Origin of the sequence: Myxococcus sp. CA033, from assembly GCF_013336625.1 — a bacterium.
GTDB classification, from domain to species: Bacteria; Myxococcota; Myxococcia; order Myxococcales; family Myxococcaceae; genus Myxococcus; species Myxococcus llanfairpwllgwyngyllgogerychwyrndrobwllllantysiliogogogochensis.
The window spans coordinates 1,449,755-1,473,640 of the sequence record NZ_JABUMU010000001.1 but is presented as its reverse complement, the minus strand read 5'-3'; the positions used below and the strand labels follow the sequence as shown (position 1 = coordinate 1,473,640).

Here is a 23,886-nt window from a genome sequence, read left to right as displayed (position 1 = left end):
GTCTTCAACCGCCCCACACCCCGTGCGGTGGCCTACAGCCGCTTGGTGAGGATGATGAGGTCGTCCCCCACCTTGTAGAAGTCGCGGATGCGCGCTTCCTCGCCGTACTTCATGGACGCGTAGAAGCCGCGCGTCGGGCCGTAGGCCTCCGTCGCGCTCGTCTCCACGCGGATGAGCCGGCCGTTGCGCCGACGCAGGTCTCCCTCCATCGCGGACACCAGCGCCGCGCCCACACCCTGACCGCGCACCTCCGGAGAGGACGCAATCCAGTACAGGTCGTAGCAATCCTCCGTCATCGGCGTGGGGCCGTAACAGACGTAGCCAACCAGCTGGCCGTCCCGGTCCGCGACGATGATGGCGTAGTCCGTGTTGCCCGGCGTAAGCGCGATGCCGACCAGCTCGATGGCGACCTCAACCTCCTGCGGCGAGAAGGTTTCGATCTTTCGAATCAGCGCGGCGAGGGGCTCCCGGTCCTTTCCTTCGATGGGACGGATGTCCATGGGCTCTTTCGGAAGCGACCTCCACCAGTCGGGCGGCGAGGGCTGGGTAGTCCAGGCCCGCGGCGGCAGCGGCCCTGGCGAACCCCGCACCCGGATGAAGGTCGCAGTTGGGGTTGATATCGATGACGTAGGGCACACCCTCCGGAGACACCCGAAGGTCGACCCGTCCATAGTCCTGACAGTCGAGCGCTGCAAAGGCTTCCAGCGCGACCTGCACACAACGAGCTTCCAGCGCCGCATCCACCTGGCACGGCCCGGCGGGCGTATCCCGGTACTCGGGAGAGCCCTCCTCCCACTTGGCGCTGTACGACACGATGTTCGGCCGGTCCTCGAAGGTCCGACCGAAGTGGATTTCAGTCAACGGCAGCGCACGGCGCGGCTGGTTTCCCAACAGCGGCACGTAGATTTCGCGGCCGGGGATGAACTGCTCCACCAACGCGGGCTGGTGGAAGGTGCGCAACACCGCCTCGCAGGCGCGCACCAGCGCGGAGCGCTCGTACACGACGGAGTCTCCCGTCACGCCCATGCTGGCGTCCTCGCGCGCGGGCTTGACGATGAGGGGCCAGGGCAGGTCCACCGCCAGCGCGTCCTCCAGCCGCTCCACCACGCGGAAGGCGGGCGTGGACACGCCGCGCGCGCTGAGCAGCTCCTTCGCCTTGGGCTTGTGCAGCGCGAGCCCCAGCGACAGGGCGGACGAGCCGGTGTAGGCCAGCCCCAGCGCATCCAGCAGGCAGGGGACCGCCATCTCTCCCCGGCTGTCCGCGGCGAGCGACTCGCAGAGGTTGACGACGAGGTCCGGCTGCCGGCGCCGCAGGATGTCCACGAAGTCCAGCCGGTCACCCTCGATGGCGAGCGGCTCGGCGACGGTGTCTCCCTGGGTGAGCGCTTCCGAGAGCGCGGCGGCGACTCGCACCACGTCCTCTCGGGCCTCCCGTCCCGGGTCATCCTGGAGGAGCTCGTGGTCGCGGTTGTGCAGCAGAATGATGTGCATTCGGAGGTGCCGGGAGGGTTACCACGTCCCCCGTTCCGAGCCCAGTCCACTGGTGACGGTTGGTTACCTCCTGGGCTACCTCCCGGAAGGGCTTGCAGTACGGTGGACTACCTCCGATAGGGGTATCCAGGAGTATGGAAAGGGCACCATGCGCATCCGCGACCCCATCCACGGCACCATCCCGGTGAGCGAGTCGGAGAAGGCCGTCATCGACAGCCGCCACTATCAGCGGCTCCGCTACGTGCGACAGCTCGGCTTCGGGGACCTGGCCTTCCCGGGGGCCACGCACACCCGGCACATCCACTCCCTGGGCGCCATGCACGTCGCCTCGCGGGTGTTCGGGGCGGTGGCCGCCCGCTCGTCGCTTCCCGAGGACGTGCGCGAGCGCTTCTGCACCGCCGTCCGCCTGGCCGTCCTCTGTCATGACCTGGGCCACATGCCGCTGTCGCATGCCTCCGAGCGCATCGCCCCGAAGCGCTCACTGCTGCGCCTGCCCGGCTGGCTGGACTCGGTGGCGGAAGGCGAGCAGGCCACCCACGAGGACTACACGGCGAAAATCCTGCTCGACAGCTCCCTGACGCCCATCATCGAGCGCGAGTTCGGCGCCCAGGGCATCACCCCCATGGGCGCGGTGGCGCTGATTACGGGGGCAAAGCCGCCCAAGGACCCGGGCTTCACGTGGGATGGCGTGGACTGGACGCCGCTGCTGCGCGCCATCGTCTCCGGCGAGCTGGACGCGGACCGCATGGACTACCTGCTGCGCGACTCCTTCTACACGGGGGTCAACTACGGCCGGTACGACATGGATTGGATCATCGGCAACCTGAACCCGGCGGTGAAGGACGGGCGGGCCTACCTCGCGCTGAGCCGGGCGGCGGCGTTCGCCTTCGAGGACTTCCTCCTCAGCCGGTACCACATGTTCGTCTCGGTGTACCTGCACCACACGTCGGTCAGCTTCGACTACATGCTGCGGCGCTACTACGAGGAGTCGCCCGGCGAGTTCGAGATTCCGTCGGACCCGGAGGCCTTCCTGCTCTGTGACGACTCCGCGCTCTGGTACACGCTGCGCCGCTCACGCAACAAGTGGGCTCAGCGCATCATCACCCGTCAGGGCTTCAAGCTGCTGGCGCAGTACACGGAGCGGGATGCCGGGTATGACCTGGACGTGCTGCGCAGCGCACTCGTCTCGTCGGGCTTCGAGCACTACGTCGTCGAGTCCGTGAATGTCCTGAGCAAGTACGCCTCCGGGCCCGCGAGCCCGGGGCCGAGCCTGTTCATCATCGACGCGTCCACCGGACGGCTGACGGAAGTGGCGCGCTACACGGCGCTGTACCAGCGCTACAGTGGGGCCGTCCGCCTCACGCGGCTGTTCGTGCGGCCGGACCAGTCGGAAGCAGCGCACGAGCTGATGGGCCAGCTCCTCGGTCAGGCGGTGCAATCATGAGTGAGCGTCTTCCCGGTCTGGGCCTCGGCCTGGACCTGAGCCATGTCCCCGCCGAGCCCCGCGCCTCCGCGGTGGCGCTCCTGTACCGGCGCGTGGGCCCGGGCGTGGAGGTCTACTGGGTGAAGCGCGGCAAGGCGCTGGCGTTCGCGGGCGGCTTCTACGCGTTCCCCGGAGGCAAGCTGGACAAGGCCGACGCGGATGTCCCCGTGCGGGGCGTCAGTGGAGAGGAGGCCGCGTTGCGCTCGGCCGCCGCGCGCGAGCTCTTCGAGGAAGCTGGCGTGCTGATGGCCGAGGGCGCCGAGGCACTTCCCCAGGAGAAGCAGGACGCGCTGCGAAAGGCGCTGCTGGCGGGACAGCGCGGCTGGGGCGAGCTGCTCCAGAGCGAGGGCCTGGCGCTGCGCGCCGAGGACTTCCGTGTCGCGGGGCGGTGGATTACTCCGCACGCGGTACCGGTGCGCTTCGACACGCACTTCTATCTGGTGGAGCTGCCGCCGCACGCCCGCACGGAGCTGTGGCCTGGAGAGCTGTCGGAGGGCGCGTGGGTGTCGCCCGCGCTGGCGCTTGCGCGCTGGGGTGACGGCTCCGCGCTGCTTCATCCTCCCGCGGTGCATGCGCTCCAGGTGCTCGGGACCTTCACGGACGAGGCGGACGCGAGGGCGCGGCTGGCGACGCCGCCGTACTGCCCGGGCTACATCGCGCAGCGCATCGAGTTCCAGCAAGGCGTGCGCGTGGTGGCGTTGGAGACGCCCACGCTGCCGCCCGCCACGCACACCAACGCGTACGTGCTGGGCAACGGCGAGCTGCTGCTGGTGGACCCGGGCTCCGGAGACGTGAAGCAGTACGCGAAGCTGCTGTCGCTGGTCGCGGGCTTGAAGGCGGACGGGCTCAAGCCGGTGGCGGTGGTGCTGACGCATCACCATGGCGACCACGTCGGCGGCGCGCGCGCGGTGAAGGAGCGGCTGGGCATTCCGCTGTGGTGCCATGCGAAGACGGCGGAGTGGCTCGACTTCCCCGTGGAGCGGTTGCTGGAGGACGGCGAGGTGCTGGAACTGGCGGGGGAGGTGCCCCAGCGCTGGCGGGTGCTGCACACGCCCGGGCACGCGCGGGGCCACATCTGCCTCGTGGATGAGCGCAGCCGCGCGGCGGTGGTGGGAGACATGGTGGCCGGCGTGGGCTCCATCGTCATCGACCCGCCCGAGGGCAACATGCGCGACTACCTGGCGCAGCTCGCCCGGCTGCGCGACTGGCCCGTCGGAACGCTGTATCCCGCGCATGGCCAGCCGTTGCCGGACGGGCCCGCGAAGCTCCAGGAGTATCTGAATCACCGCGCCCAGCGCGAGGCGCTCATCCTCCAGGCGGTGCCGCCCGAGGGTGTCACGCTGGCGCAGGTGGTGGAGCGGGCCTACGCGGACACGCCGCCGTTGCTGCATCCGGTGGCGGAGCGCAGCGCGTTGGCCACGCTGGAGAAGCTGGTGGCCGAAGGCCGCGTGCGCGAGGAGTCGCTGCAGTACTTCCGCATCGGCGCGTGAGCCCGAGGGGCGGACTTCAGAACCGCCCCATCAGCCCCAGTCGTGGACCGTGCTCGGTCATCCCCGCGACGGGCAGCAGCCTCACGCCGGAGTCATGCCGCGTCTGCGCGGGCGGCGTCACGGGGCGCTGCGACTGGTGGGACAGCTCGTAGCCCGTGGTGGCTCCGGCGACGGGGAGCAGCAACAGGAGCGCGGCGAGCGCCTTGTCGTCATCGTTGGCGCCGAGGATGAGCGAGCCCAGGAGCGCGCCGCCCCAGCCCACCAGGCTTCCTCCGACGGTGGCGAGCAGCGTGCCCTTGCCGTCCATGAGCCGGCCGCCCGCCCAGGTGCCCGCGGGGATGCCGATGACGACGCCGGTGAGGCCACCCACCAGCGAGACGACCTGACACTCGTCGCAGCCCACCGTGGGCGCGCCGAGCAGATAGCCCACCACCAGGCCCACGGCGCCGCCCGCGATTCCGCCCGCGGTTCCTCCCACGAACTCCACCGCGACGCGGGGCACCGGGTCCTCCACGGCGGCCTTGCGGCTGGGCCGGGCCTCTTCCGTCACCTCGGTGCCGGCGGGCGGGGTGGGGGTGGCCTGGGTGTCGTCGTCGCCCTGGTCGTCCCGCGACGTGCTGTCTCCTGGCGAGACGGGGACGAGCGGGGGAGGCGACAGCTCCGGGGCGGGGCGCTGGGCCGGCTCGTCCTCCTGGGGGACGGGCTGACCCCGGGCGGAGCCCGTGCTCGACAGGAGCAGGACGACCAGCCAGGCGGAGAGCGCGCGCGAAAACCTCACCCGCACAAACTACCGCAAGGCCGGGGGTGTCGTCGCGTCAACTGGCGGACACCTCGGTGACGCGGTCGGCGCGAGCCCGGCGCCGCAGCAGCACCAGGGCCACCGGCGCGGCGGCCAGCAGGGCCTGGGGAAGCAGGGACACGAGGTCCGGGTAGATGCCCAGCAGGTCCAGGGTGAAGAAGCGCACGGGAACCAGCGGCAGCGCCCCCACTTCCTGGAGCGAGTGCAGGCCCTTGCCCAGCAGCATCACCGCCGTGACGACGAGGACCCCCGTGGACACGTTGAACAACGTCTTCATGGGCAGCCGGAAGCCCAGCCGGTTGATGAAGAGGACGAGGATGCCAAGCGCCACCACTCCCACCAGCGAGCCCCAGGCCACGCCCTCGGGCGAGTCCAGCGCCAGGCCCTGGAGGAAGATGGCCGTCTCGAAGCTCTCGCGCAGCACGGCGGTGAAGGCGATGAGGAACAGGCCCACCATGCTGCCGCGGCCGAGCGCGCCCTGCATCTTCTGGCGCAGCTCGCCCATGAACTGGCTCATGTTGGAGCGTGCGTTGAGCCACATCGCGGCGTACACCAGCATGCCCACCGCCACGAGCGCGGCCACGCCCTCCAGCCACTCGCGCTGCGCGCCGGCCAGCAGGTGTCGGCCGAGCAGGTAGGCCCCAGCGCCCACCACCAGCGCGGACATCCAGCCGGCATGCACCACGCGCACGTGCTCGGTGGCCTTCATCTTCTTCAGGGCCGCCAGCAGCGCCGCGACGATGATGGTGGCCTCGAAGCCCTCGCGCAGCAGGATGAACACGGTGAGCCACAGCGTGGACACCAGGTCCGCCGCGGTGCCGCTGCCCCGGCGCGCCTGGTCCAGGAGCGACACCAGCTCACGGCCCTCGTCCTGGAGGCGCGGACTGCCGTTCTCCGCCGCGAGCCGCGCGTTCAGGAACCCCTGCTCCAGCTTGAGCACCAGCGCTGAGTCCCGTGAGCTGAGCTTGGGCTCCACCGGCTCCAGGCCATTGAGGTACGCATCCAACAAGGCCGCCTTCGCCCCGGCCGCGTTGCCCGCCGCGCCCTGCCGCAGCGCCTCCTGCACGCCGTCGCGAGCAATCATCAGCGAGCGCTCCTCGTCCACTTGCGGCAGCTCGCGGCGCAGGCACGCGAGGTGCTCCGCGCCGAACGACTTCACCAGCTCGTCATCCGTGGTGTTCGCCAGCCGCTCCAGCGACGCTCGCGGCGGAGCGCCCTCGCACGGCGGCTGGCGCAGGGTGAAGACGAAGAAGGCCAGCGACCAGCGCTCGTCCTCGCTCAGCGTGGGATAGGCCGGCATCGCGGTGCCCGGCACGCCGAAGCTGGTGGTGTTGAAGGCCTTGTAGGGCGTGAGGCCGCCCATCAATTCCGCGTCGCGGAAGTTGGCGGGCTGGGGCTCCATGGTGGCGGCGATGGGCAGGTTGGCGCTGCCGTCCGCGCCGTGACAGGCCGCGCAGTTCGTCTGGAAGAGCTTCTCGCCGAGCTTCAGGTCCGGCGGGTGACGCGGGCTGCGAGCAAGGCCCCCGGCGAGCACCAGGTCCTCCACCAGCGCGCCGCAGTCCCGGCTCACGCCCTCCGCGTCGCGCGACTGGTCCACGCGCGCCTGGATGGCCTTCACACGTGGGATGAAGACCGCCGCCGCCGCGCCCAGGCCCTGGGCCGCGTCCACCGCCTCGGCCGCGAAGCTCTTCTGCTCCGCCAGTTCGAACGCAGACTGGGACTCGATGGCGGCCGGATAGTCCGCCTCCAGGTACTGGAGGATGCCCACCAATCGGTGCCACGTCCGCTCATCCGCGCCGGCCTCGCCCGCCACGGCCGAAAGAGGCACCGCGAGCACGAGGCACAAGGCGACGGAGACCACACGATTCATGGTCCTCGTCTACCAGCGGGGGATGAGGGTTTCAATTTTGCGAATCAATATCAAAACGGGCGTTTCAAGCGCGCGAAGGGGCGGTGGTGCCGGCAGTGAAGTTGCCAGGGCCTGTCCACTGCTCGACTTCCAGGGAATGGATGCGCAGGCGAGCGAGGCGCCAGTCACCGCCCCGCAGGCAGCCGATGGCGAGGGAGCCGATGGAGAGCGCGCCGATGGCGACGGCTCCGACGGCGAGTGCGCCGAGCGCGGTGGCACCCAGGGCGCTGGCTCCGACGGCGAGTGCGCGGAAGGCTCGGGCTCGCAGGGGTCTGCGGATTCGCTGGGCGTCGAGCTGCCGGGAGAGGCGAGCAAGCGTGGCGGTGTTGGCGAGCGCGAGTCCGGTGGCACCGGCCAGCGACGCCGTGCGCAGGGTGCGGCTCATGAGGTGCTGCGGCAGCGGGAAGGTGAGGGTGGTCCACATGCCGTTGGAGGTGGACACGGCCTCGCGTGGGAGCCACCCGACGGCGCCCGGTGCGCTGCCTGGCGGACGAGCGACGGAAGGAGGGATGTGCCCCTCAGCGCTCGTAGGTGAGGAACGCGTACGGAGGCTCTGACTCCGGGTGCTGCTCTTCCTCGACGAGTCGCCAGCCGGACAGGTCGACCTCCGGGAACAAGATGTCGCCCGGGTAATCGCGAGCGATGCGCGTGAGGTAGAGGCGCTGCACGCGGTCCATCGTCTGGGCGTAGAGGTCCGCGCCGCCCGCGATGAAGACCTCGTCATCGCCTCGGGCCCGCGCCTGTTGGAGCGCCTGCTCCACGGAGTGGGCCACCGTCACACCATCGGGCGCGAAGTCCTGCTGGCGCGTGACGACGATGAAGGCGCGGCCCGGCAGCGGACGGCCAATGGAGTCATACGTCTTGCGGCCCATGATGAGCGTGTGGCCCATGGTGAGTCGCTTGAAGCGCGCGAGGTCCGCGGGCAGTCGCCACGGCAGCTGGTTGTGGGCGCCGATGACGCGGTTGGATGCCAGGGCGACGATGGCCGACAGCTTCATACGGCGACCGGGGCCTTGATGGCGGGGTGCGGCTCGTAGCCTTCGAGCTGGAGGTCCTCGTACTTGAAGGCGAACAGGTCCTTCACGTCCGGGTTGAGACGCAGGCGGGGCAACGGCCGAGGCTCGCGCGAGAGCTGCTCACGGGCCTGCTCGACGTGGTTGAGGTACAGGTGCGCGTCGCCCATCGTGTGGATGAACTCGTGCGCCTCCAGGCCCGTCACCTGCGCCACCATCATCGTCAGCAGCGCGTACGAGGCGATGTTGAAGGGCAGCCCCAGGAAGATGTCCGCGCTGCGCTGGTAGAGCTGGCAGGACAGACGCCCGTTGGCCACGTAGAACTGGAAGAGGACGTGGCACGGCGGCAGCTTCATGTCCGGCAGGTCCGCCACGTTCCACGCGCTGACGAGGTGCCGGCGCGAGTCGGGGTTCTTCTTCAGCCCGTCGACCAGGGCCTTCATCTGGTCGATGTGCGCGCCGTCCGGCGCGTTCCAGGAGCGCCACTGGTGGCCATAGACGGGCCCCAGCTCGCCGTGTGCGTTGGCCCACTCGTCCCAGATGGTGACGCCGTTGGCCTGGAGCGTGCGCACGTTGGTGTCGCCCGCGAGCATCCACAGCAGCTCGTGGAAGATGGACTTCACGTGCAGCTTCTTCGTGGTGACCAGCGGGAAGCCGCGCGTCAGGTCGAACCGCAGTTGTGGGCCGAAGACACTGAGCGTGCCCGTGCCGGTGCGGTCGCCCTTCTTCGTTCCGTGCTTGAGGACGTGGTCGAGCAGGTTCAGATAGGGCTGCATGGGGCCATGCCGTCTAGGCGCCGCTGCCTCGCGGATCAAGCCCCGTGTCGCGCGAACTGCCAGCTACCCCGCAGAATGTCGCATGTCTCCGCGCATGCACCGACGCGCCTTCTCATTGGACGTGTGCCGCGCACCACCGGTACAAGCCGGAAACATGAAGATTTATACCAAGACGGGTGACGCGGGAGAGACCGGCCTGTTCGGGGGCGGTCGCGTCGCGAAGGATGACGCCCGCGTGGACGCGTACGGCGAGGTGGATGAACTCAACGCGACGCTCGGGCTCGCGAGGGGCTTCACGCTGCCGCAGGAGCTGGACGCGATGCTGCACCGGCTCCAGGACCAGCTCTTCACCGTGGGCGCGGTGATGGCGACGCCGGCGGGCACGAAGGCGTCCGCGCACATCCCGGCGCTCAAGGCGGACTGGGCGGAGGACATGGAGCACGCCATCGACCGCTTCGAGAGCGAGCTGCCGAAGATGACCCACTTCATCCTGCCCGGAGGCACGCAGGGGGCCGCCGCGCTGCACCTGGCGCGCACCGTGTGCCGTCGCGCCGAGCGCCGCGCCGTCCCGCTGCTGCGCGACGGGACGATTCCGAAGGACGTGGTGGTTTTCCTCAACAGGCTCTCCGACCTGCTCTTCGTCATGGCGCGCGTGGCCAACCACCGCGCCAATGTGCAGGACGTGAAGTGGATTCCGGAGAAGCCCTCCGCGTCGTAGCGCTCCCAGGTTCGCCGTCGTGCTGCCCACCGCCCATCTTCGCGACCTCGCCCGGTCCGTTGGCTTCGACCTCGTGGGCTTCGCTCGCGCGGAGCCCATTCCTCCCACCTTCCTCATGGAGTGGCTGGAGGCGGGCTTCGCGGCGGACATGGACTGGATGGGCGAGCGAGCCGCCGAGCGACTGGACGTGGACAGGCTGCTTCCGGGCGCCAGGACGGTCATCTCCTTCATCAACAACTACTGGCGTGATGACGAGGAGTCGGTGGGCTCACCCATCGCCCGGTATGCGCGGGGACGCGACTACCACTCCACGCTGCGCGACAGGATGAAGGCCTTCCGCAAGGCCGTCACCGTGATGTTCCCCGGCCTGGGGACGTACGGGAGCGTGGACAGCGGCCCGCTGATGGAGAAGGTGTGGGCGGCGCGCGCGGGGCTCGGCTACGTGGGGAAGAATGGCTGCTTCATCACCGAGCCGTATGGCTCGTGGGTGCTGCTGGCCACGCTCATCCTCGATGCCGAGGTCGACGACTATGGGACGGGCCCCGCGGCGGACCGGTGTGGCGCGTGTCGCCGCTGTCTCATGTCCTGTCCCACGGGCGCGCTGGTGGGCAACGGCCGTGTGGACGCGCGGGCGTGCCTGTCCTACCAGACCATCGAGAACCGTGAGCAGCAGGTGCCGGAGGCCTTCCGGCTCAAGTTCGACAACCTCATCTTCGGGTGCGACATCTGCCAGCAGGTGTGTCCGCTCAACCGGCGGCCGGTGTTCGCCGAGCACCCGCGCTTCGCGCCGCGCGCGGTGGCGGAGCTGGGGACGCTGGAGCTGGCGGGGCTGACACCGACACAGTACGAGCAACTCATCCCCGGTACAGCGCTGGCACGTGCACGGTACGATGTGCTTCGCCGCAACGCTGTGTACGCGCTGGGCGTGGCCAGGCAGGCGGACTCGCGATACCTGCTCGAAAAGCTCTGCGGCGATTCGAGCGAATTGGTACGTACCGCGGCGCAATGGGCGCTCTGCAAGCTCGACCCCTGAACTCCTCCGAGTCTTCGCTTCGCGGGGTGTACGCCGCGTTGCTCATCCAGGTCATCATCAGCGCGGGGACCTACCTGGCCGCGAAGCGGGCCATGACGGAGCTGCCGCCGCTCACCGTGGTGTTGTGGCGCTTCTGTCTGAGCGGGTTGGTGTTCGTCGCGCTGCTCCTGGTGCTGCCCGGGCCCAAGCTGCCGCCGCGCGATGCCTGGCGCCGCATCTTCATCCTGGGGCTCCTGGCGGGCCCGGTGAACCAGGTGTTCTTCTTCACCGGTCTGTCGCGCTCCACCGCCGCGCATGGCGCGCTCCTCTATGCGCTCACGCCGCTGGGCGTTTATCTCTTGAGCCTCGTGCGAGGACAGGAGCGGGCCTCTACGCGGACGCTGCTGGGCATCGCCACCGCGTTCGCGGGCGTCGTGGTGCTGCTGTTGGGACGAGGGCTGGCGGATGCACGCGGCTCGCTGCTGGGGGACGTGCTCATCCTCGGCGCGGTGCTGGCCTGGGTGGCCTACACGACGGAGGGGAAGCCCTTCGTCGCCGTCCACGGTCCGCTGCGCGCGACGGCGTGGTGCATGACGATGGCCACGGTGTTGATGCTGCCCTTCGCTCCGTTCGTGGCGAAGCCCGAGGCGTTGATGGCCGCGAGCCTGGCGGCCAAGGGCTGCATCGTCTACCTGGGGCTGCTCACGTCGGTGGTGGCGTACGTGCTCTGGTACTACGCGCTGTCGAAGGTGTCGGCGTCGAAGGTGGCCATCTTCTCCAACCTCCAGCCCGCGGCGACGGCGCTCGCGGCCTGGGCGCTGCTGGACGAGGCCCTGCACTGGGAAATCGTGGTGGGTGGGTTGCTCGTCCTGGCGGGCGTGCGGCTCACCCAGACGGTGATGGCCCGTGCTCCGCCGACGGCGCCCCTGCCTCCCGTGGCGGGGCGCCCGGCGACCTGAGTGGCTACTGAGGGTCCCAGCCCGCGTTCACCGTCACCCGGTCCAGTGCGCGCACCGTGACGTAGGGGACGAAGCCCGCGGCACGCGAGCGCGTGTACGCGTCCGCGACGTGGGCGGACTGGGTGGCGTAGTCGGTGGACAGCACCAGCTTGCCCGCGGCGCGAACCCGGGCGGCGTTGGCGCGGTTCTCCGCGCACCAGGACGCATCACAGGCAACGTCGTCGGACCAGTACATGTCCTCCATGCCCAGGCCGTCGATGACGGGCAGGTACGCCGTGTCGTCGATGAGCTCCGGGGAGTTCTGTGGCACCACCTTGAAGGCCGGGTTGCGCGCCTTCGCGTACTGGCTGATGCGGGCGATGAGGGCCACCATCTTCCGCGCGAGGTCGGCGCGGTTGGTCCCCGCGGAGTTGGCGGGAATCTCCTCGTACGTCACCACCATGTCCAGGTAGCAACCGGTGAAGCCCGCGGCGAGCGCGCGGTCGATACGACCCTGGACGATGGGCCACCAGCGCTCGTCCCAGTACTTCACGTACTGCTCATCGGGCCAGCCATCCACGGGGCCGAGCTTCAGGTCCGCGGGCACCTGACTCCACTCGGGACGGTACTCCTCGATGGCGCCAATCTCGAAGTAGGCGAGCACCTGCTTGCCGCCGGACTTGAGCGCGGAAATCTCGGCGGCGGTGAAGTAGCCGCTCGAGCCATCCCGCACCAGTTCGACAATGGCGAGGTCGAACTTCGAGGCCGCGATGGCGTCAAGCTTGCCCTGGGGATAGTTCGTGAGCTGGTACGTGAAGCTGCTGACGCCCTCCCAGGGAACGGGAGTGCCCGCGTCGGTGGACGTGCCCGCGTCCGTCGGGGTGCCCGCGTCCGTGGGGACTCCCGCATCAGTGGGCGTGCCCGCGTCCGTCGGAGTCCCGGCGTCCGACGCCGCCACCTGCACTCGCACCACGAGCAGGTCCAGCAGCGACGCATCCGCCGAGGACTCCGTGCGGTAGCGCAGCTTCACGGGGCCGCCGGAGAGGAACCGCGCGGGGGAGGGGAGGGCCAGTGACGTGGCGGACCACTTCCACGACAGCGCGAAGGCGTTGTCACCCACGATGACCCAGGTGCTCGTCGTGTAGTCCCACGCCTCGAACAGCCAGCGCATCTCCGACTTCAGGGGGCCCCGGAAGTTCACGCCCACCTCGGCCGCGACGACGGTGTCGGCGCTCACGCCCGCAGGCAGCGGGTAGGTGCACGTGGCGGAGCTGTTGGCGGCGAACTCGACGTACTCCGCCCAGCGGTCTTGCGTGCCCGACAGTGTCTGGGTGTGCAAGCCCTGCACGCCCTGGCCCGAGCCGATGGAGCCGCGCGCGAGCTGGAGGGTGGAGCAGGTGAGGGTCTGCGCATTGGGGAGAATCGCGCCGCGCTCGTCATCGAGCGTGTCACGCGTGTTGCTTCCTCCACAGGCGGTCAGCAGGACAAGACAGGGCCACATCAACCAATTCACGACGACTCGCATGCAACGTCTCCTAGGGGTGTGGGAACGCGGCGGGCATTAACGTCGTGCGCGTGGCACCAGCAAGGCGAAGTGGATGCGAGCACGCTCGATACGCAAGGCCCGCGCTCCCTCGCTGGAACATTCGTTTCCGCCTGGACGGCTCGCATCCGTGGGAGGGGTGGTGCATGGACGGAGCGGTGCTCCGTGGTGCGGTGGCGCACGGCCCTGGTCTGCGTACACTCGCGTGATGCTTCGTGCGGGTGAGGACCTGTTCCAGGTGGAGGAGCGGCTGTGGGTGCTGACGGCGCCCACGGGCCAGGGCATCTACGACTTCGGCTTCGACCGGTTCTTCCCCTGCCGTCGCCCGTATCAACTTCCCGAATCGCTGGAGGTGGTGGCGCGCGTGGGCGTGTGGAACGACTACGCCGAGCGCCACCGCGAGCTGGCGTCGGAGGGTGTGCGACTGGTGCATTCGCCGGAGCAGCACCTGTTGGCCACGGAGCTGCCGCACTGGTACCCGAGGCTCACGGACCTCACGCCGCGCAGCGTCTGGTACGACGAGCGGCCAGATGCGAAGACGGTGGAGGACGCGCTCGGCTGGCCCGTCTTCGTGAAGGGTGAGCGACAGACGAGCCGCCACCGCAAGTCACTCTCCATCATCGAGGGGCCCGAGCAGTTCGAGCTCGCGATGGCGGCCTATGCGAAGGACCCCATCCTCCACTGGCAGCGCGTGGTGTGTCGCGAGCTGCGCCCGTTGCGCCGGGTGGAAGAGGGCGCGCCGGACCGCATCCCCAGCTCGTTCGAGTTCCGCACCTTCTGGTGGCGCGGTGAGCTGGTGGGGTGGGGGCCCTACTGGTGGCAGGGCTCGCCGTACACGATGAACGACGCCGAACAGCGCGAGGCGCTCGCCCTGGGGCGCGAGGTGGCGCGCCGAGTGGACGTCCCGTTCCTGGTGGTGGACGTGGCGCAGGAGGTCTCCGGCCGCTGGATTGTCATCGAGTGCAATGACGGCCAGGAGAGCGGTTACGCGGGCGTCTCACCCTTCGCGCTGTGGCGGAACATCCTGGAGCTGGAACGCGCGCGCTGACCGGGGCGGAGTTCAGTCGCGTTGGGGTCCCTCGAGCCGGAGCGCGCGCTGACCGGGGCGGAACTCAGTCCCCGTTGGGGTCCCACTCGGAGATATCGGTCTTGGGCTCTGGTGGAACCGACGGGCGCAGCGGGTTGGACGGAGGGGGCGCGGGCTTCTTCGTGGCGGCGACGGGCGCGGGCGCCGGCTCGTCGTCGAGCAGCGGGTCCTTCTTCTCGTCGTCGCTGGCGGCGATGGTGGGCGCGGGCTTCGCGGGCGCGGGCTTCACGGGCTCCGTCCGGGGCGGCGGCTTCGCGGAGGCCGTGGGCGCGGGCGGCGCATCCAGCGGCTCCAAGTCACTGAAGTCGGGCTCGGCCTCGGGCGCGGGCTTCGCGGGCGCGGGCTTCGGCTCGGAGTCCGCGGCGCGGTAGACGCCCTGCCGCGACACCGGGGGCACGGGCGTGGTGTCGACCGGCGCCGCCGGTTGTACTTCCTCCGGGGGGGGACGGGTGTCCTCGGCGGGGATGCTGTCCGCGCGGTAGCCATCGCGACGCCCTCGGACCGAGTCCCTGTCCGGACGCGCGTCGCCGAACGGGTCCTCCTCACGGTTCGTCGTGCGCCGGGGCTCCGAGTCCGTCGAGTCTCCGAACGGGTCCTCTTCCCGACTCACGGGCTGCTTCGAGGAGGGACGCCTGCGACGAGGCTCGTCCGCCACCACGCTGTCGGGCAGGCCGCGCAGCGACGAGTGCCGGTCGCTGCACTCACCGCGGTTCTCCGTGCAGATGCCCAGGCACTGGGTGAGCTTCTTCACCGTGCGCCCGCTGCCTCCGTACTCGATGGAGCAGTCCTCCTTGCAGGTGGCGTAGTCCTCCTGACAGCCGGAGGGGACGGCGCCGCGCTGGGCGCTGGCGGGGGTGGCGGCGAGCGCCAGAAGCAGGAAGGGCAGGAGACGCATGGCAATTTCGAAAACTACCAGTCTTCGTGCCTCCCGGCGCCAGGGGGGCGCGCTATGGTTCAGGGGCGCGGCCGGAGCGCCAAGAGGAGGAACATGGCTGTCAGGGTGGGCATCATCGGGAGCCATGGTCTGGAGCAACTGTTGGGGCTCTCTGGTCGGTTGGAGACCCACACCCTCGAAACCCCCTTTGGTCCCCATGCGGGCCCCCTCATCTCGGGCGAATTGGACGGCGTCTCCGTCGTCTACGTACCCCGCCACGGCGCGGGCCACGTCTTCAACGCCACCCGGGCCCCCTACCGCGCCAACCTCTTCGCGATGAAGCAGCTGGGCGTCACCCACGTCCTGGCCACGGGCACGGTGGGCAGTCTCCAGGAGCACCTGCCGCCGCTCCAACTGGTCGTCCCGGACCAGGTCATCGACCGCACCTACCGCCGACCCTGCACATTCTACGACGACCTCGCGGTCCACGTGGAGCTGGGGTCTCCCTTCTGCGGCACGCTCCGTCAGGTCCTCTCCAACGCGGCGGCCAGCAGCGGCGCCGTGGTGGCCACCCAGGCGACGTATGTCTGCGTCGAGGGCCCCTCGCTCAGCACGCGCGCGGAGAGCCTGCTGTACCGGCAACTGGGCGCGGACCTGGTGGGGATGACGGCCATGCCCGAGGCGCGGCTCGCCCGGGAGGCGGAGCTGCACTACGCGCTGGTGGCGCTGCCCACGGACTACGACTCGTGGCAGCCCCTGCCCCCAGGCCAGGAGCACGAAGCCCTCCTGGCGCGCCTGTCCCACAACGTGCAGGCCGTCACCGCCAAGGGCGCCGCGCTCATCCGCCGCGCGCTGCCCCGTATCGCCGAGGCTCCCTCCGCCTGCCGCTGTGACTCCGCGCTGGCGCTGGCCCTGTGGACCGAGCGCTCCCGAATCCCGGATGAGGTGCGCTCCCGGCTTCGTCCACTGCTGGGCAGATATCTTCCGCCGAACGTCGTCTAGCCGGGCGAGAGCCTGCTCGGCCGCCTGCTGCCGATAGGCGTCGCGAACCCCACCTTCCGTTACCCGAGAGTCGGGAGCGAGGAGGGAAGGATGCGGCTGCCGCGGCTCAAGTACCTGACCTGGCGCGAGTTCACCCGGCGCTTCGTGAAGGAGTTCCAGGAAGACACCGTCACGGACATCGCGGCGCAGCTCTCCTACTACCTGCTGTTCTCGCTGTTCCCGTTCCTCTTCTTCCTCGTCACACTGGTGGCGTACCTGCCCTTCGCGCCGGGCGCGGTGGACGCGATGTTGGAACGCGTCCGTCCGCTGGTGCCCGGGGATGCGCTGGGCCTGGTGACGCAGCACCTGACGTCGCTGGTGCACCAGCCCCGGCCCAAGCTGCTCACGGTGGGTCTGCTCGTGGCCCTGTGGTCGGCCTCGCGGGGCGTGGACGCCCTGCGCAAGGCGCTCAACCTGGCCTACGACGTGCCCGAGTCGCGCCCCGTGTGGAAGACACAAGGGCTGGCCATGGTGATGACGCTCATCGGCACCCTGCTCATCCCGCTGTCCTTTGCCGTGTTCCTCCTGGGCGGCAAGCTGGGGGCGTGGCTCGCGACGCGGCTGCACGTGCAGGAGGCCTTCTACGTCCTCTGGTCCTGGGTGCGCTGGCCGTTCACCGCGGGGCTGGTGATGCTGGTGCTGTCGCTCTGCTACTACCTGCTGCCGGACGTGAAGCAGCGCTTCAAGTACATCACCCCCGGCTCCATCTTCGGCACGCTGGTGTGGATGGCGAGCACGTGGGGCTTCACGCAGTACGTGGAGCACTTCGGCAAGTACAACGTCACCTATGGCTCCATCGGTGGCGTGGTGGTGCTGCTGTTGTGGCTCTACATCTCCGGGCTGGTGTTCATCCTCGGCGGAGAGCTCAACGCCATCCTCGAGCACGCCTCGGCGGAGGGGAAGGAGAAGGGCGCGCGCCAGTTCGGCGAGCCCGCTCCAGCAGAGCCTCCCATCAAGACGCCGGGGGCCGCCAAGAGCGCGGCCAGTGCGAAGCGCTCCCGGCTGGCCTTCTGGCGCTGGCGGCGGCGCGTGGCCCGGGGGAAGTCCCCCGAGCCTTCCGCGGCGGAGCTGGAGCGCGGGCCTCCGTCCACGCTGCACTGAGCCCGGGCGGGGAGGTTACTTCCCGCCCAGCTTCTGCTTGATGGCGGGCAGCTGGCCCGGGCTGTTGTTGCTGCCGCGCAGGTTCTTCTTGGCGATGAACTCCTGAAGGTCGGAGATGCGCTGCTTGTTGGTGGGGTGGGTGCTCAGCCACTTCATGACGCCCGGCGTGTTGCCTTCCTGGGCCTGGAGCTTCTGGAAGAAGCTGATGAGTCCCTTCGGGTCGAAGCCGGCGCCTGAGGAGTAGCGTGCGCCGTACTCGTCGGCCTCCAGTTCCTCGCTGCGGCTGTGGGCCAGCATGGCGCCACCACCGACGAGCTGCGCGGCGACCTGCGCGGCCGCGCCCGGGTTCTGTCCCAGCGCGAGCTGGGTGACGGTCTGCAGACCCATCTGGTTCACCATGGCCCGCGCCGAGTGACGGCCGACGACGTGGCCCGCTTCGTGCGCCATGACGCCCGCAAGCTCCGCCTCCGTGTCGGCGGCGAGGATGAGGCCCGTGTAGACGTAGAGGTAGCCGCCCGGCGTGGCGAACGCGTTCACCGTCTTCGGGTCGTCGATGACGTTGATCTTCCACTTCACGCCCGGCCGGTCCTTGGTGGCCTGCTTGATGATGGGCGCGGAGAGGTTGCGCACGTACTCGACGATGGTCGGGTCCTGCACGTATTTGATCTTCTCCTTCTGCTCGAGCTCCTTCTTCACCTGCTGGCCGATCTCCTCTTCCTGCTCATCGGAGACGAAGGTCTTCGCCAGAGCCTTCTCCGCCTGGACGCGCTGCGTGGTGCAGCCCGTCGTCACTCCCATGAGGAGGGCGAGGCTCCATACCGCCGAGAGAATCCGCTGCATGACCGAGGACGCCTTTCTTTGCCGTTTGATGCGTTGAGAGAGCGACTGCCCGGACTCTTGGGCAGCGTCCACCTCCACGGCAAGTCCCTCGTGTGGGTTCCGGCGGAATGAGTGAGGCTCGGGACTCCTGGCTCACGGGTGCGGGAGGGCTCGTGCGCCTCGCGGTACACCCGCCGAGCCTTGTCGTGTCATGCGAGCAGCCGGAGATTTCGGGGTGGCGGGTGTCGAAAGGAATGGGCACCCGAGGAGGTCGTGATGTCGCGTCCGGTCTGGGTGGGCTCGCTGAGCTTCGGCCCCGTGACGCTCCCGGTGAGGGTGCACGGCGCCGTCGTGTCCCGGCAGGTCCAGTTCCATCTGCGGCACGACGCGGACGGCGCGCGCATCCAGAACAAGCGGGTGTGCTCCGCGGACGGTGAGGAGGTGCCGCTGGAGCACGTGGTGCGGGGCTACACGCTGGCGGACGGCCGGCAGGTCACCGTGACGAGCGGGGAGCTGGAGGCGCTGGACCCCATGGCCAGTCAGGTCATCGCGCTGGAGGAGTTCGTGGACCCCGCGCGGGTGGACTCGCTGTTGGTGGATACGTCGTTTCATCTGATGCCCGCGAAGGGCGCGGAGCACGCGCACGCGCTGCTGGCTGCTGCGCTGCGGGAGTCGGGCCGCGTGGGCGTGGGACGGTGGGTGCTGTACCAGAAGGGGCACCTGTGTCTCGTGCGGCCGCATGCGCGGGGGCTCGTGTTGTCCACGCTGCACGCCGTGGACGAGGTGGTGTCGCGGGAGCAGCTCTCCGAGCAGGGGATGGCGGAGGCCGCCGTCGAGCCCGGGGAACTGGAGGCGACGCTGCGACTCATCGAGGCGCGCTCCGCCGACTTCGAGCCCGGGCGCTACCCGGATGTCCACCGCGAGCGGGTGCTGGCGTTCCTGGAGCGCAGGGCTCGTGCGCAGGCGCGGACGCGACGTGGGCCTCGGCCCGCTCCCGAGGTGACTCCGCGCGAAGCCGAGACGGGGGCATTGTTGGGGGTGCTGGAGCGCGGGGTGGCCGCGCTTCGGGCGGGACAGCCGCTGCCGCCAGAGGAAGGGGCGCTGAGGCTGCGCCCCCGGGTGGCGGCCCGCGAGGTCCGGGAACGGGGAGGAGACACCCCGACCCCCGAACGGGAGTCGACCCCAGACGGGGTGGATGACGAGGGCGGTGAGCCCGCGCCCTGAGGAGATGGCTCGATGGATGCGTGCCGCGTCGCACGGTCCTCCGGGGGCCACCTGCCCTGACCTGATGGGTCCATGCCGTTTCGAGCGGCGCCCCGGAAACCCAGGACTGCTGATCGCCGCCCGGATGCGTCCCTCTTCTTGCCCGGGCCCACCGGGGTCGTTCCGCTCCCAGGCCCGTCCGAGAACCTGTCGCCGGGGCCTGGGGTGGGGGTGCTCGGGGCACCGCCGCCAGCGCCCCGGGGCATGTGCGCGAGACGACAGGCGCAAGAAATGCGTGGGCTGGGAGGGCGCCGGTGCTATGTGCCCGAGCGGATGCCTGAGTTACCCGAAGTGGAAATCGCCCGGCGCAATCTGGTGCGCTGGTTCGATGGACGACGCCTCGTGCGCGCGGATGCGGATGACACCCGCGTCTTTCGCGGCGCCGAGCGCGGCCACTTCGCGTTGCTTCACGGCCGGCTGGAGTCCCTCGTCCGGCGGGGCAAGTACCTCCTCTTCGCCTTCGAGGAAGGCCGAGGACTCCTCGGCCACCTGGGCATGACGGGCAAGTTCGTCCGGCGCTCCGAAGGCGATGTCGTCCCCTACAGCCGCGCCCGCTTCCACCTGGACAACGGGCAGGTGCTCCATTTCGCCGACGCGCGCATGTTCGGCCGTATGGAGCCGACGCCCTCCGCGGGCCTGCGCTCCCTGGACGTCGTGAAGGCCCTGGGCCGAGACCCGCTGGCGGATGGCCTCACCTCCGGCCAGCTCGAACAGGCCGTGGCGTCCTCGAAGCAGGACCTGAAGATCGCCCTGATGGACCAGGCGCGCATCGCCGGCCTGGGCAACATCCACGCCGCGGAGGCCCTGTTTCGCGCCGGCCTCCACCCCGCCCGGAAGCCCTCCACCCTCACCCCGGACGACTGGAAGCGGCTGGTCCAGGCCATCCGGGCCAGCATCGATTTCGGCCTCGAGGAGCAGCAGGGCGAGGAGCCCGTGTACCTCGAGGATGGAGGCTCCGAGAACCCGTTCCTGGTGTATGGGCGCGGTGGCGGCCCGTGCTCCAAGTGCGCCTCGCCGGTGGAGTCCTTCACCCAGGCCGGACGCACCACTTATGCCTGTCCGAAGTGCCAACCCCGGGGGAGGACAGGGAAATGACCCTGGACGTCCTGTCGTTGACGGCGCGAACTCGCGTCCCGGTTGGCGTTGACACCCCCCTGTCCCGTGGCTTGAATCGCCCGCCTTTCCGACCCGGCCGCCCCGAGCGGCCCTGGAGATCGTTGCCCATGTCTCACGTCCTGCTGGCGGCGCTGCTCGTCGCTTCCTCCACGGCCACCGCCCAGGTGCCGGCTGGGGGCACGCCTCCGCCCGCGCCCGCGGAGGCCGCGCCCGCCCCCGCCCCCGCCGAGCCGCCGGTTGTCGCTCCCGCGGCGCCCGCCGCCGTGCAGCCCCCCGCCGCCGAGGGCGAGTCCGTTACCCGTGACGACCTGGAGGCCACCAAGCAGGAGCTGCGCGGAGAGATTCGCGCGGAGGCCGCCAAGCAGTCCCTCAACGGCGAGGAGTGGAGCGAGGAGTACCCGGAGGAGAAGCGCAAGCTGGAGGTCTTCACGCTCGACGGCTACTTCCGCCTGCGCCCCACGCTCTTCTACAAGTTCGACCTGGGCAAGGTCCCCGGCCAGGAGATCTTCCCCGCCGTGTCGGGCCGCCGGGGCGAGAACACCCAGTCCTTCGCGACCATGCGCCTGCGCCTGGACCCCACGTTCAACGTGTCCGAGCAGGTGAAGATCAAGCTCCAGGTGGATGGCCTGGACAACGTGGTGATGGGCTCCACGCCGGACTCGCTCTACCCGGGCGACCAGCGCAACCTGTTCACCATCTTCTCCGAGGACCAGGAGTCGCTGGGCGACACGCTGTCGGACTCCATCAAGCTGCGCCGCGCCTATGGCGAGGTGAACACGCCGGTGGGCATCCTGCGCTTCGGTCGCATGGGCAGCCAATGGGGTCTGGGCATGCTGCGCAACGACGGCAACTGCTTCGACTGCGACTACGGCGACACGGTGGACCGCATCCAGTTCGTCACCGAGCCCTTCGCGGGCTGGTACGTGACGCCCATGCTGGACTTCAACTCCGAGGGCTCGCAGTACCGGGGCGGCGCCCAGGGTGAGCCGGTGGACCTGACGCAGGCCGATGACGCCCACAGCTGGGTGCTGGCCATCGCCCGCCGGGACACGGATGCGCAGATCCGCTCCAAGCTGGACAACAACCAGGGCGTGCTCCAGTACGGCCTGCACTTCGCGTGGCGTACGCAGAACTACGACAACGTGAAGGACGCCAACAACCAGCCCACGGGCGCCTTCATCCCCCGCGATGCCTCGCTGTACATCCCGGACCTGTGGCTGCGCTACGAGGAGCGCAACTGGCGCCTGGAGTTCGAACTGGCGGCGGTGCTCGGCACCATCGGCAACCGCGCGCTCGCGGCGAATCAGACGACGTTCGACCAGAGCCTGCGCGTCGCGCAGTTCGGCGGCGTGGCCCAGGGCGAGGTGAAGGTGGCGGACAACAAGCTGACGCTGGGGCTGGAGCTGGGCTTCGCCTCTGGTGACAAGGCGCCGGGCTTCGGCAACTACCCGGGGCGTAAAGGCTCGGGCACCAACGACTACACCAACCCGGGTGACGTGGAAGGTCCTCAGTACCGCTGCGACGGCGGCGGCTGCTCCGACTCCGCCATCCGCAACTTCCGCTTCAACCGCGACTACCGCATCGACCTCATCCTCTGGCGCGAGCTGATTGGCGGCGTCACCGACGCGTTCTACGTGCGCCCGTCCGTGAAGTACGCGGTGGCGCCGGGCATCGATCTGTATGGCCGCCTCATCTACTCGCAGGCGCTCTACGCGGAGTCGACGCCGTCCTTCACCAGCAAGTCGCTGGGCGTGGAGGTGAACGCGGGCGTGGACTACACCACCGAGGACGGCTTCCTCGCGGGTATCGCCTACGGCATCCTCTTCCCCATGGGCGGTCTGCAGGCCTACACGGATGCCCTGAAGGCGGATCTTGAGACGCCGCACAGCATCCGCGGCTGGCTGGGCGTGAAGTTCTAGCCATGAAGCGCGCCCTCACGTCGCTCGGGGTCGCCACCGTCCTGGTGTTGGGGATGGTGGCGTGCGGCATCAAGGGTCCGGCCAAGCCGCCTCTGGCGGCGCCGGTGCCGGCGACGGAGACCCCTCCGCCGCCGTCGGACACCGCGCCCGTAAGCGTGGAGTCCTCGGGGCCGTCGATTACTCCGACGACGGACGGCGGGGTCCTGACCCCCACCACCATCGTCGACGCTGGGACACCGTGAGCTCCTTTCCGTATCGCAAGGGCGTACTGCACGCGGAGGCGGTGCCGCTGCCCGCCATCGCCGACGCGGTGGGCACGCCCACCTATGTCTATTCCACCGCCGCGCTGACCCAGCACTTCCGCGCGGTGACGGACGCGTTCGCCGACGCTCGGCCCCTGGTCTGCTACTCGGTGAAGGCCAACTCCAACCTCGCCATCCTCCGGCTGTTCGCGGGGCTGGGCGGGGGCTTCGACATCGTCTCCGGCGGCGAGCTGGCCCGAGTGCGGCACGCCGGCGGCGAGGCGGCGAAGACGGTGTTCGCGGGCGTGGGCAAGACGCCGGAGGAGATGGAGGCCGCGCTCGCCGCCGGAATCCTCCTCTTCAACGTGGAGAGCGCCGAGGAGCTGGAGGCGCTGGACGCCGTGGGCCGTCGCCTGGGACGCCGCGCGCCGTTCGCGTTGCGCGTCAACCCGGAGGTGGACCCGCGCACGCACCGCTACATCGCCACCGGGTTGAAGACGTCCAAGTTCGGCGTCCCCTTCGAGGAGGCGGTGGACCTCTACGCGCGCTCGAAGAAGATGAAGGGCGTGCGGGCCGCGGGCCTGGACTGCCACATCGGCTCGCAGCTCACCCAGAGCTCTCCCCTGCGCGCGGCGCTCACCAAGGTGGCGGGGCTGTACCAGGCGCTGAAGGCCCAGAAGCACGCGCTGGAGTACCTGGACGTGGGCGGGGGCCTGGGAATCACCTACTCGGACGAGACGCCTCCCTCGGCGGCGGAGTACGCGCGCGTCGTGCTGGACGCGACCAAGGACACCGGCGCGCGGCTGGTGCTGGAGCCGGGACGTTCGCTGGTGGGCAACGCGGGGGTGCTGCTCACGCGCGTGCTCTACCGCAAACAGACGCCCGCCAAACGCTTCGCCGTGGTGGACGCGGGCATGAACGATTTGCTCCGTCCGGCGCTCTACGAAGCCCACCACGCCTTCGTTCCGCTCCTGAAGCGGCGGGGCAAGGCGGTGGAGGTGGACGTCGTGGGGCCGGTGTGTGAGTCCACCGACGTGCTGGCCAGGGCCCGTCCCCTGGTCCTCCCCCAGCCGGGCGAGCTGTATGCCTTCCTCAGCGCCGGGGCTTACGGGATGAGCATGGCTTCTAACTACAATTCCCGTCCCCGCCCGGCCGAGGTGCTGGTGGACGCAGAGGCGTGGCGGGTGGTGAGGGAGCGCGAGCGCACCGAGGATCTCTGGCGCGGCGAGCGGGCCTGAACATATAAGCGCCG

23 protein-coding genes are annotated in these 23,886 nt (G+C 69.8%); 13 read left to right on the top strand and 10 right to left on the bottom strand.

Features of this window, described 5'->3' with window-relative positions:
* Nucleotides 1-32: 32 nt before the first annotated feature.
* Complete coding sequence (locus HUA78_RS05815) at nucleotides 33-500, bottom strand: GNAT family N-acetyltransferase (protein WP_141646654.1); 468 nt, start codon at nucleotides 498-500, stop codon at nucleotides 33-35.
* Nucleotides 412-1,491 carry an ATP-grasp domain-containing protein gene (locus tag HUA78_RS05810; RefSeq protein ID WP_141646655.1) on the bottom strand — a complete coding sequence of 360 codons (1,080 nt, stop codon included), beginning with the start codon at nucleotides 1,489-1,491 and terminating at the stop codon, nucleotides 412-414. Before HUA78_RS05810 ends, HUA78_RS05815 begins: the two co-directional genes overlap by 89 nt.
* Before the next feature lie 148 nt (nucleotides 1,492-1,639).
* Here HUA78_RS05810 and HUA78_RS05805 point away from each other — a divergent pair, with 148 nt between their 5' ends.
* Together HUA78_RS05805 and HUA78_RS05800 are read left to right on the top strand one after the other, a co-directional pair.
* On the top strand, nucleotides 1,640-2,935 hold the full coding sequence (locus tag HUA78_RS05805; protein WP_141646656.1) for an HD domain-containing protein: 1,296 nt from the start codon (nucleotides 1,640-1,642) through the stop codon (nucleotides 2,933-2,935).
* Nucleotides 2,932-4,464: an MBL fold metallo-hydrolase gene (locus HUA78_RS05800; protein WP_174475815.1), complete on the top strand. Its 1,533-nt coding sequence runs from the start codon at nucleotides 2,932-2,934 to the stop codon at nucleotides 4,462-4,464. The genes HUA78_RS05805 and HUA78_RS05800 overlap by 4 nt, the downstream gene beginning before the upstream one ends.
* A 16-nt stretch (nucleotides 4,465-4,480) precedes the next feature.
* On the opposite strand, the gene HUA78_RS05795 is transcribed toward HUA78_RS05800, so the two are convergent.
* From HUA78_RS05795 to HUA78_RS05775, 5 genes are all read right to left on the bottom strand, one after another.
* Nucleotides 4,481-5,242 (bottom strand): GlsB/YeaQ/YmgE family stress response membrane protein, encoded by a 762-nt coding sequence (locus tag HUA78_RS05795; RefSeq protein ID WP_174463217.1) that lies wholly within the window; start codon nucleotides 5,240-5,242, stop codon nucleotides 4,481-4,483.
* A gap of 37 nt (nucleotides 5,243-5,279) precedes the next feature.
* Nucleotides 5,280-7,133: an FTR1 family protein gene (locus HUA78_RS05790; protein WP_174468288.1), complete on the bottom strand. Its 1,854-nt coding sequence runs from the start codon at nucleotides 7,131-7,133 to the stop codon at nucleotides 5,280-5,282.
* 64 nt (nucleotides 7,134-7,197) lie between these two features.
* A complete protein-coding gene (locus HUA78_RS45895; protein WP_217442334.1) occupies nucleotides 7,198-7,614 on the bottom strand; it encodes a hypothetical protein in 417 nt (138 codons plus the stop codon).
* A gap of 76 nt (nucleotides 7,615-7,690) precedes the next feature.
* The gene (locus HUA78_RS05780; protein ID WP_141646660.1) at nucleotides 7,691-8,170 is read right to left on the bottom strand and encodes a dihydrofolate reductase; all 480 of its coding nucleotides are present in this window, start codon (nucleotides 8,168-8,170) and stop codon (nucleotides 7,691-7,693) included.
* The gene (locus HUA78_RS05775) at nucleotides 8,167-8,961 is read right to left on the bottom strand and encodes a thymidylate synthase (RefSeq protein ID WP_174475814.1); all 795 of its coding nucleotides are present in this window, start codon (nucleotides 8,959-8,961) and stop codon (nucleotides 8,167-8,169) included. Before HUA78_RS05775 ends, HUA78_RS05780 begins: the two co-directional genes overlap by 4 nt.
* Nucleotides 8,962-9,115: 154 nt before the next feature.
* Here HUA78_RS05775 and HUA78_RS05770 point away from each other — a divergent pair, with 154 nt between their 5' ends.
* Genes HUA78_RS05770 through HUA78_RS05760 form a run of 3 tightly spaced genes read left to right on the top strand, consistent with a single transcriptional unit; the run spans nucleotide 9,116 to nucleotide 11,650 of the window.
* Nucleotides 9,116-9,679 (top strand): cob(I)yrinic acid a,c-diamide adenosyltransferase, encoded by a 564-nt coding sequence (locus HUA78_RS05770; protein WP_141646662.1) that lies wholly within the window; start codon nucleotides 9,116-9,118, stop codon nucleotides 9,677-9,679.
* Between the two features lie 19 nt (nucleotides 9,680-9,698).
* Nucleotides 9,699-10,712, top strand: a complete 1,014-nt coding sequence (queG, locus tag HUA78_RS05765) for a tRNA epoxyqueuosine(34) reductase QueG (RefSeq protein WP_174463220.1) — start codon at nucleotides 9,699-9,701, stop codon at nucleotides 10,710-10,712.
* Nucleotides 10,685-11,650, top strand: a complete 966-nt coding sequence (locus tag HUA78_RS05760; RefSeq protein ID WP_174475813.1) for a DMT family transporter — start codon at nucleotides 10,685-10,687, stop codon at nucleotides 11,648-11,650. Before queG ends, HUA78_RS05760 begins: the two co-directional genes overlap by 28 nt.
* Nucleotides 11,651-11,654: 4 nt before the next feature.
* Here the strand turns inward: HUA78_RS05760 and HUA78_RS05755 are convergent, their stop codons facing one another.
* The gene (locus HUA78_RS05755) at nucleotides 11,655-13,154 is read right to left on the bottom strand and encodes an endo alpha-1,4 polygalactosaminidase (RefSeq protein WP_174475812.1); all 1,500 of its coding nucleotides are present in this window, start codon (nucleotides 13,152-13,154) and stop codon (nucleotides 11,655-11,657) included.
* Nucleotides 13,155-13,380: 226 nt separating this feature from the next.
* Here HUA78_RS05755 and HUA78_RS05750 point away from each other — a divergent pair, with 226 nt between their 5' ends.
* A complete protein-coding gene (locus tag HUA78_RS05750) occupies nucleotides 13,381-14,220 on the top strand; it encodes an ATP-grasp domain-containing protein (protein ID WP_174475811.1) in 840 nt (279 codons plus the stop codon).
* 64 nt (nucleotides 14,221-14,284) lie between these two features.
* Here the strand turns inward: HUA78_RS05750 and HUA78_RS05745 are convergent, their stop codons facing one another.
* Nucleotides 14,285-15,154, bottom strand: a complete 870-nt coding sequence (locus HUA78_RS05745; RefSeq protein ID WP_174475810.1) for a hypothetical protein — start codon at nucleotides 15,152-15,154, stop codon at nucleotides 14,285-14,287.
* A 93-nt stretch (nucleotides 15,155-15,247) separates the two neighbouring features.
* On the opposite strand from HUA78_RS05745, the gene HUA78_RS05740 reads away from it, so the two are divergent.
* Both HUA78_RS05740 and HUA78_RS05735 read left to right on the top strand, forming a co-directional pair.
* Nucleotides 15,248-16,135 carry an MTAP family purine nucleoside phosphorylase gene (locus tag HUA78_RS05740; protein ID WP_174475809.1) on the top strand — a complete coding sequence of 296 codons (888 nt, stop codon included), beginning with the start codon at nucleotides 15,248-15,250 and terminating at the stop codon, nucleotides 16,133-16,135.
* 90 nt (nucleotides 16,136-16,225) lie between these two features.
* Nucleotides 16,226-17,275 (top strand): YihY/virulence factor BrkB family protein, encoded by a 1,050-nt coding sequence (locus HUA78_RS05735; protein WP_174457551.1) that lies wholly within the window; start codon nucleotides 16,226-16,228, stop codon nucleotides 17,273-17,275.
* 15 nt (nucleotides 17,276-17,290) lie between these two features.
* Here the strand turns inward: HUA78_RS05735 and HUA78_RS05730 are convergent, their stop codons facing one another.
* A complete protein-coding gene (locus HUA78_RS05730; protein ID WP_141646670.1) occupies nucleotides 17,291-18,115 on the bottom strand; it encodes a M48 family metallopeptidase in 825 nt (274 codons plus the stop codon).
* 255 nt (nucleotides 18,116-18,370) lie between these two features.
* Here HUA78_RS05730 and HUA78_RS05725 point away from each other — a divergent pair, with 255 nt between their 5' ends.
* The 5 genes from HUA78_RS05725 (at nucleotide 18,371) to lysA (ending at nucleotide 23,872) form a co-directional block, all read left to right on the top strand.
* Entirely contained in the window at nucleotides 18,371-19,318 is a 948-nt protein-coding gene (locus HUA78_RS05725; protein ID WP_174475808.1) for a Ku protein, read from the top strand.
* Nucleotides 19,319-19,630: 312 nt separating this feature from the next.
* Nucleotides 19,631-20,452, top strand: a complete 822-nt coding sequence (gene mutM, locus HUA78_RS05720; protein WP_141649521.1) for a bifunctional DNA-formamidopyrimidine glycosylase/DNA-(apurinic or apyrimidinic site) lyase — start codon at nucleotides 19,631-19,633, stop codon at nucleotides 20,450-20,452.
* 128 nt (nucleotides 20,453-20,580) lie between these two features.
* Nucleotides 20,581-22,392: a TIGR04551 family protein gene (locus HUA78_RS05715; protein WP_254614666.1), complete on the top strand. Its 1,812-nt coding sequence runs from the start codon at nucleotides 20,581-20,583 to the stop codon at nucleotides 22,390-22,392.
* A gap of 2 nt (nucleotides 22,393-22,394) precedes the next feature.
* Entirely contained in the window at nucleotides 22,395-22,634 is a 240-nt protein-coding gene (locus tag HUA78_RS05710) for a hypothetical protein (protein ID WP_246137320.1), read from the top strand.
* Nucleotides 22,631-23,872, top strand: a complete 1,242-nt coding sequence (gene lysA, locus HUA78_RS05705; protein ID WP_141644308.1) for a diaminopimelate decarboxylase — start codon at nucleotides 22,631-22,633, stop codon at nucleotides 23,870-23,872. Before HUA78_RS05710 ends, lysA begins: the two co-directional genes overlap by 4 nt.
* The last annotated feature ends 14 nt before the right edge of the window (nucleotides 23,873-23,886 follow it).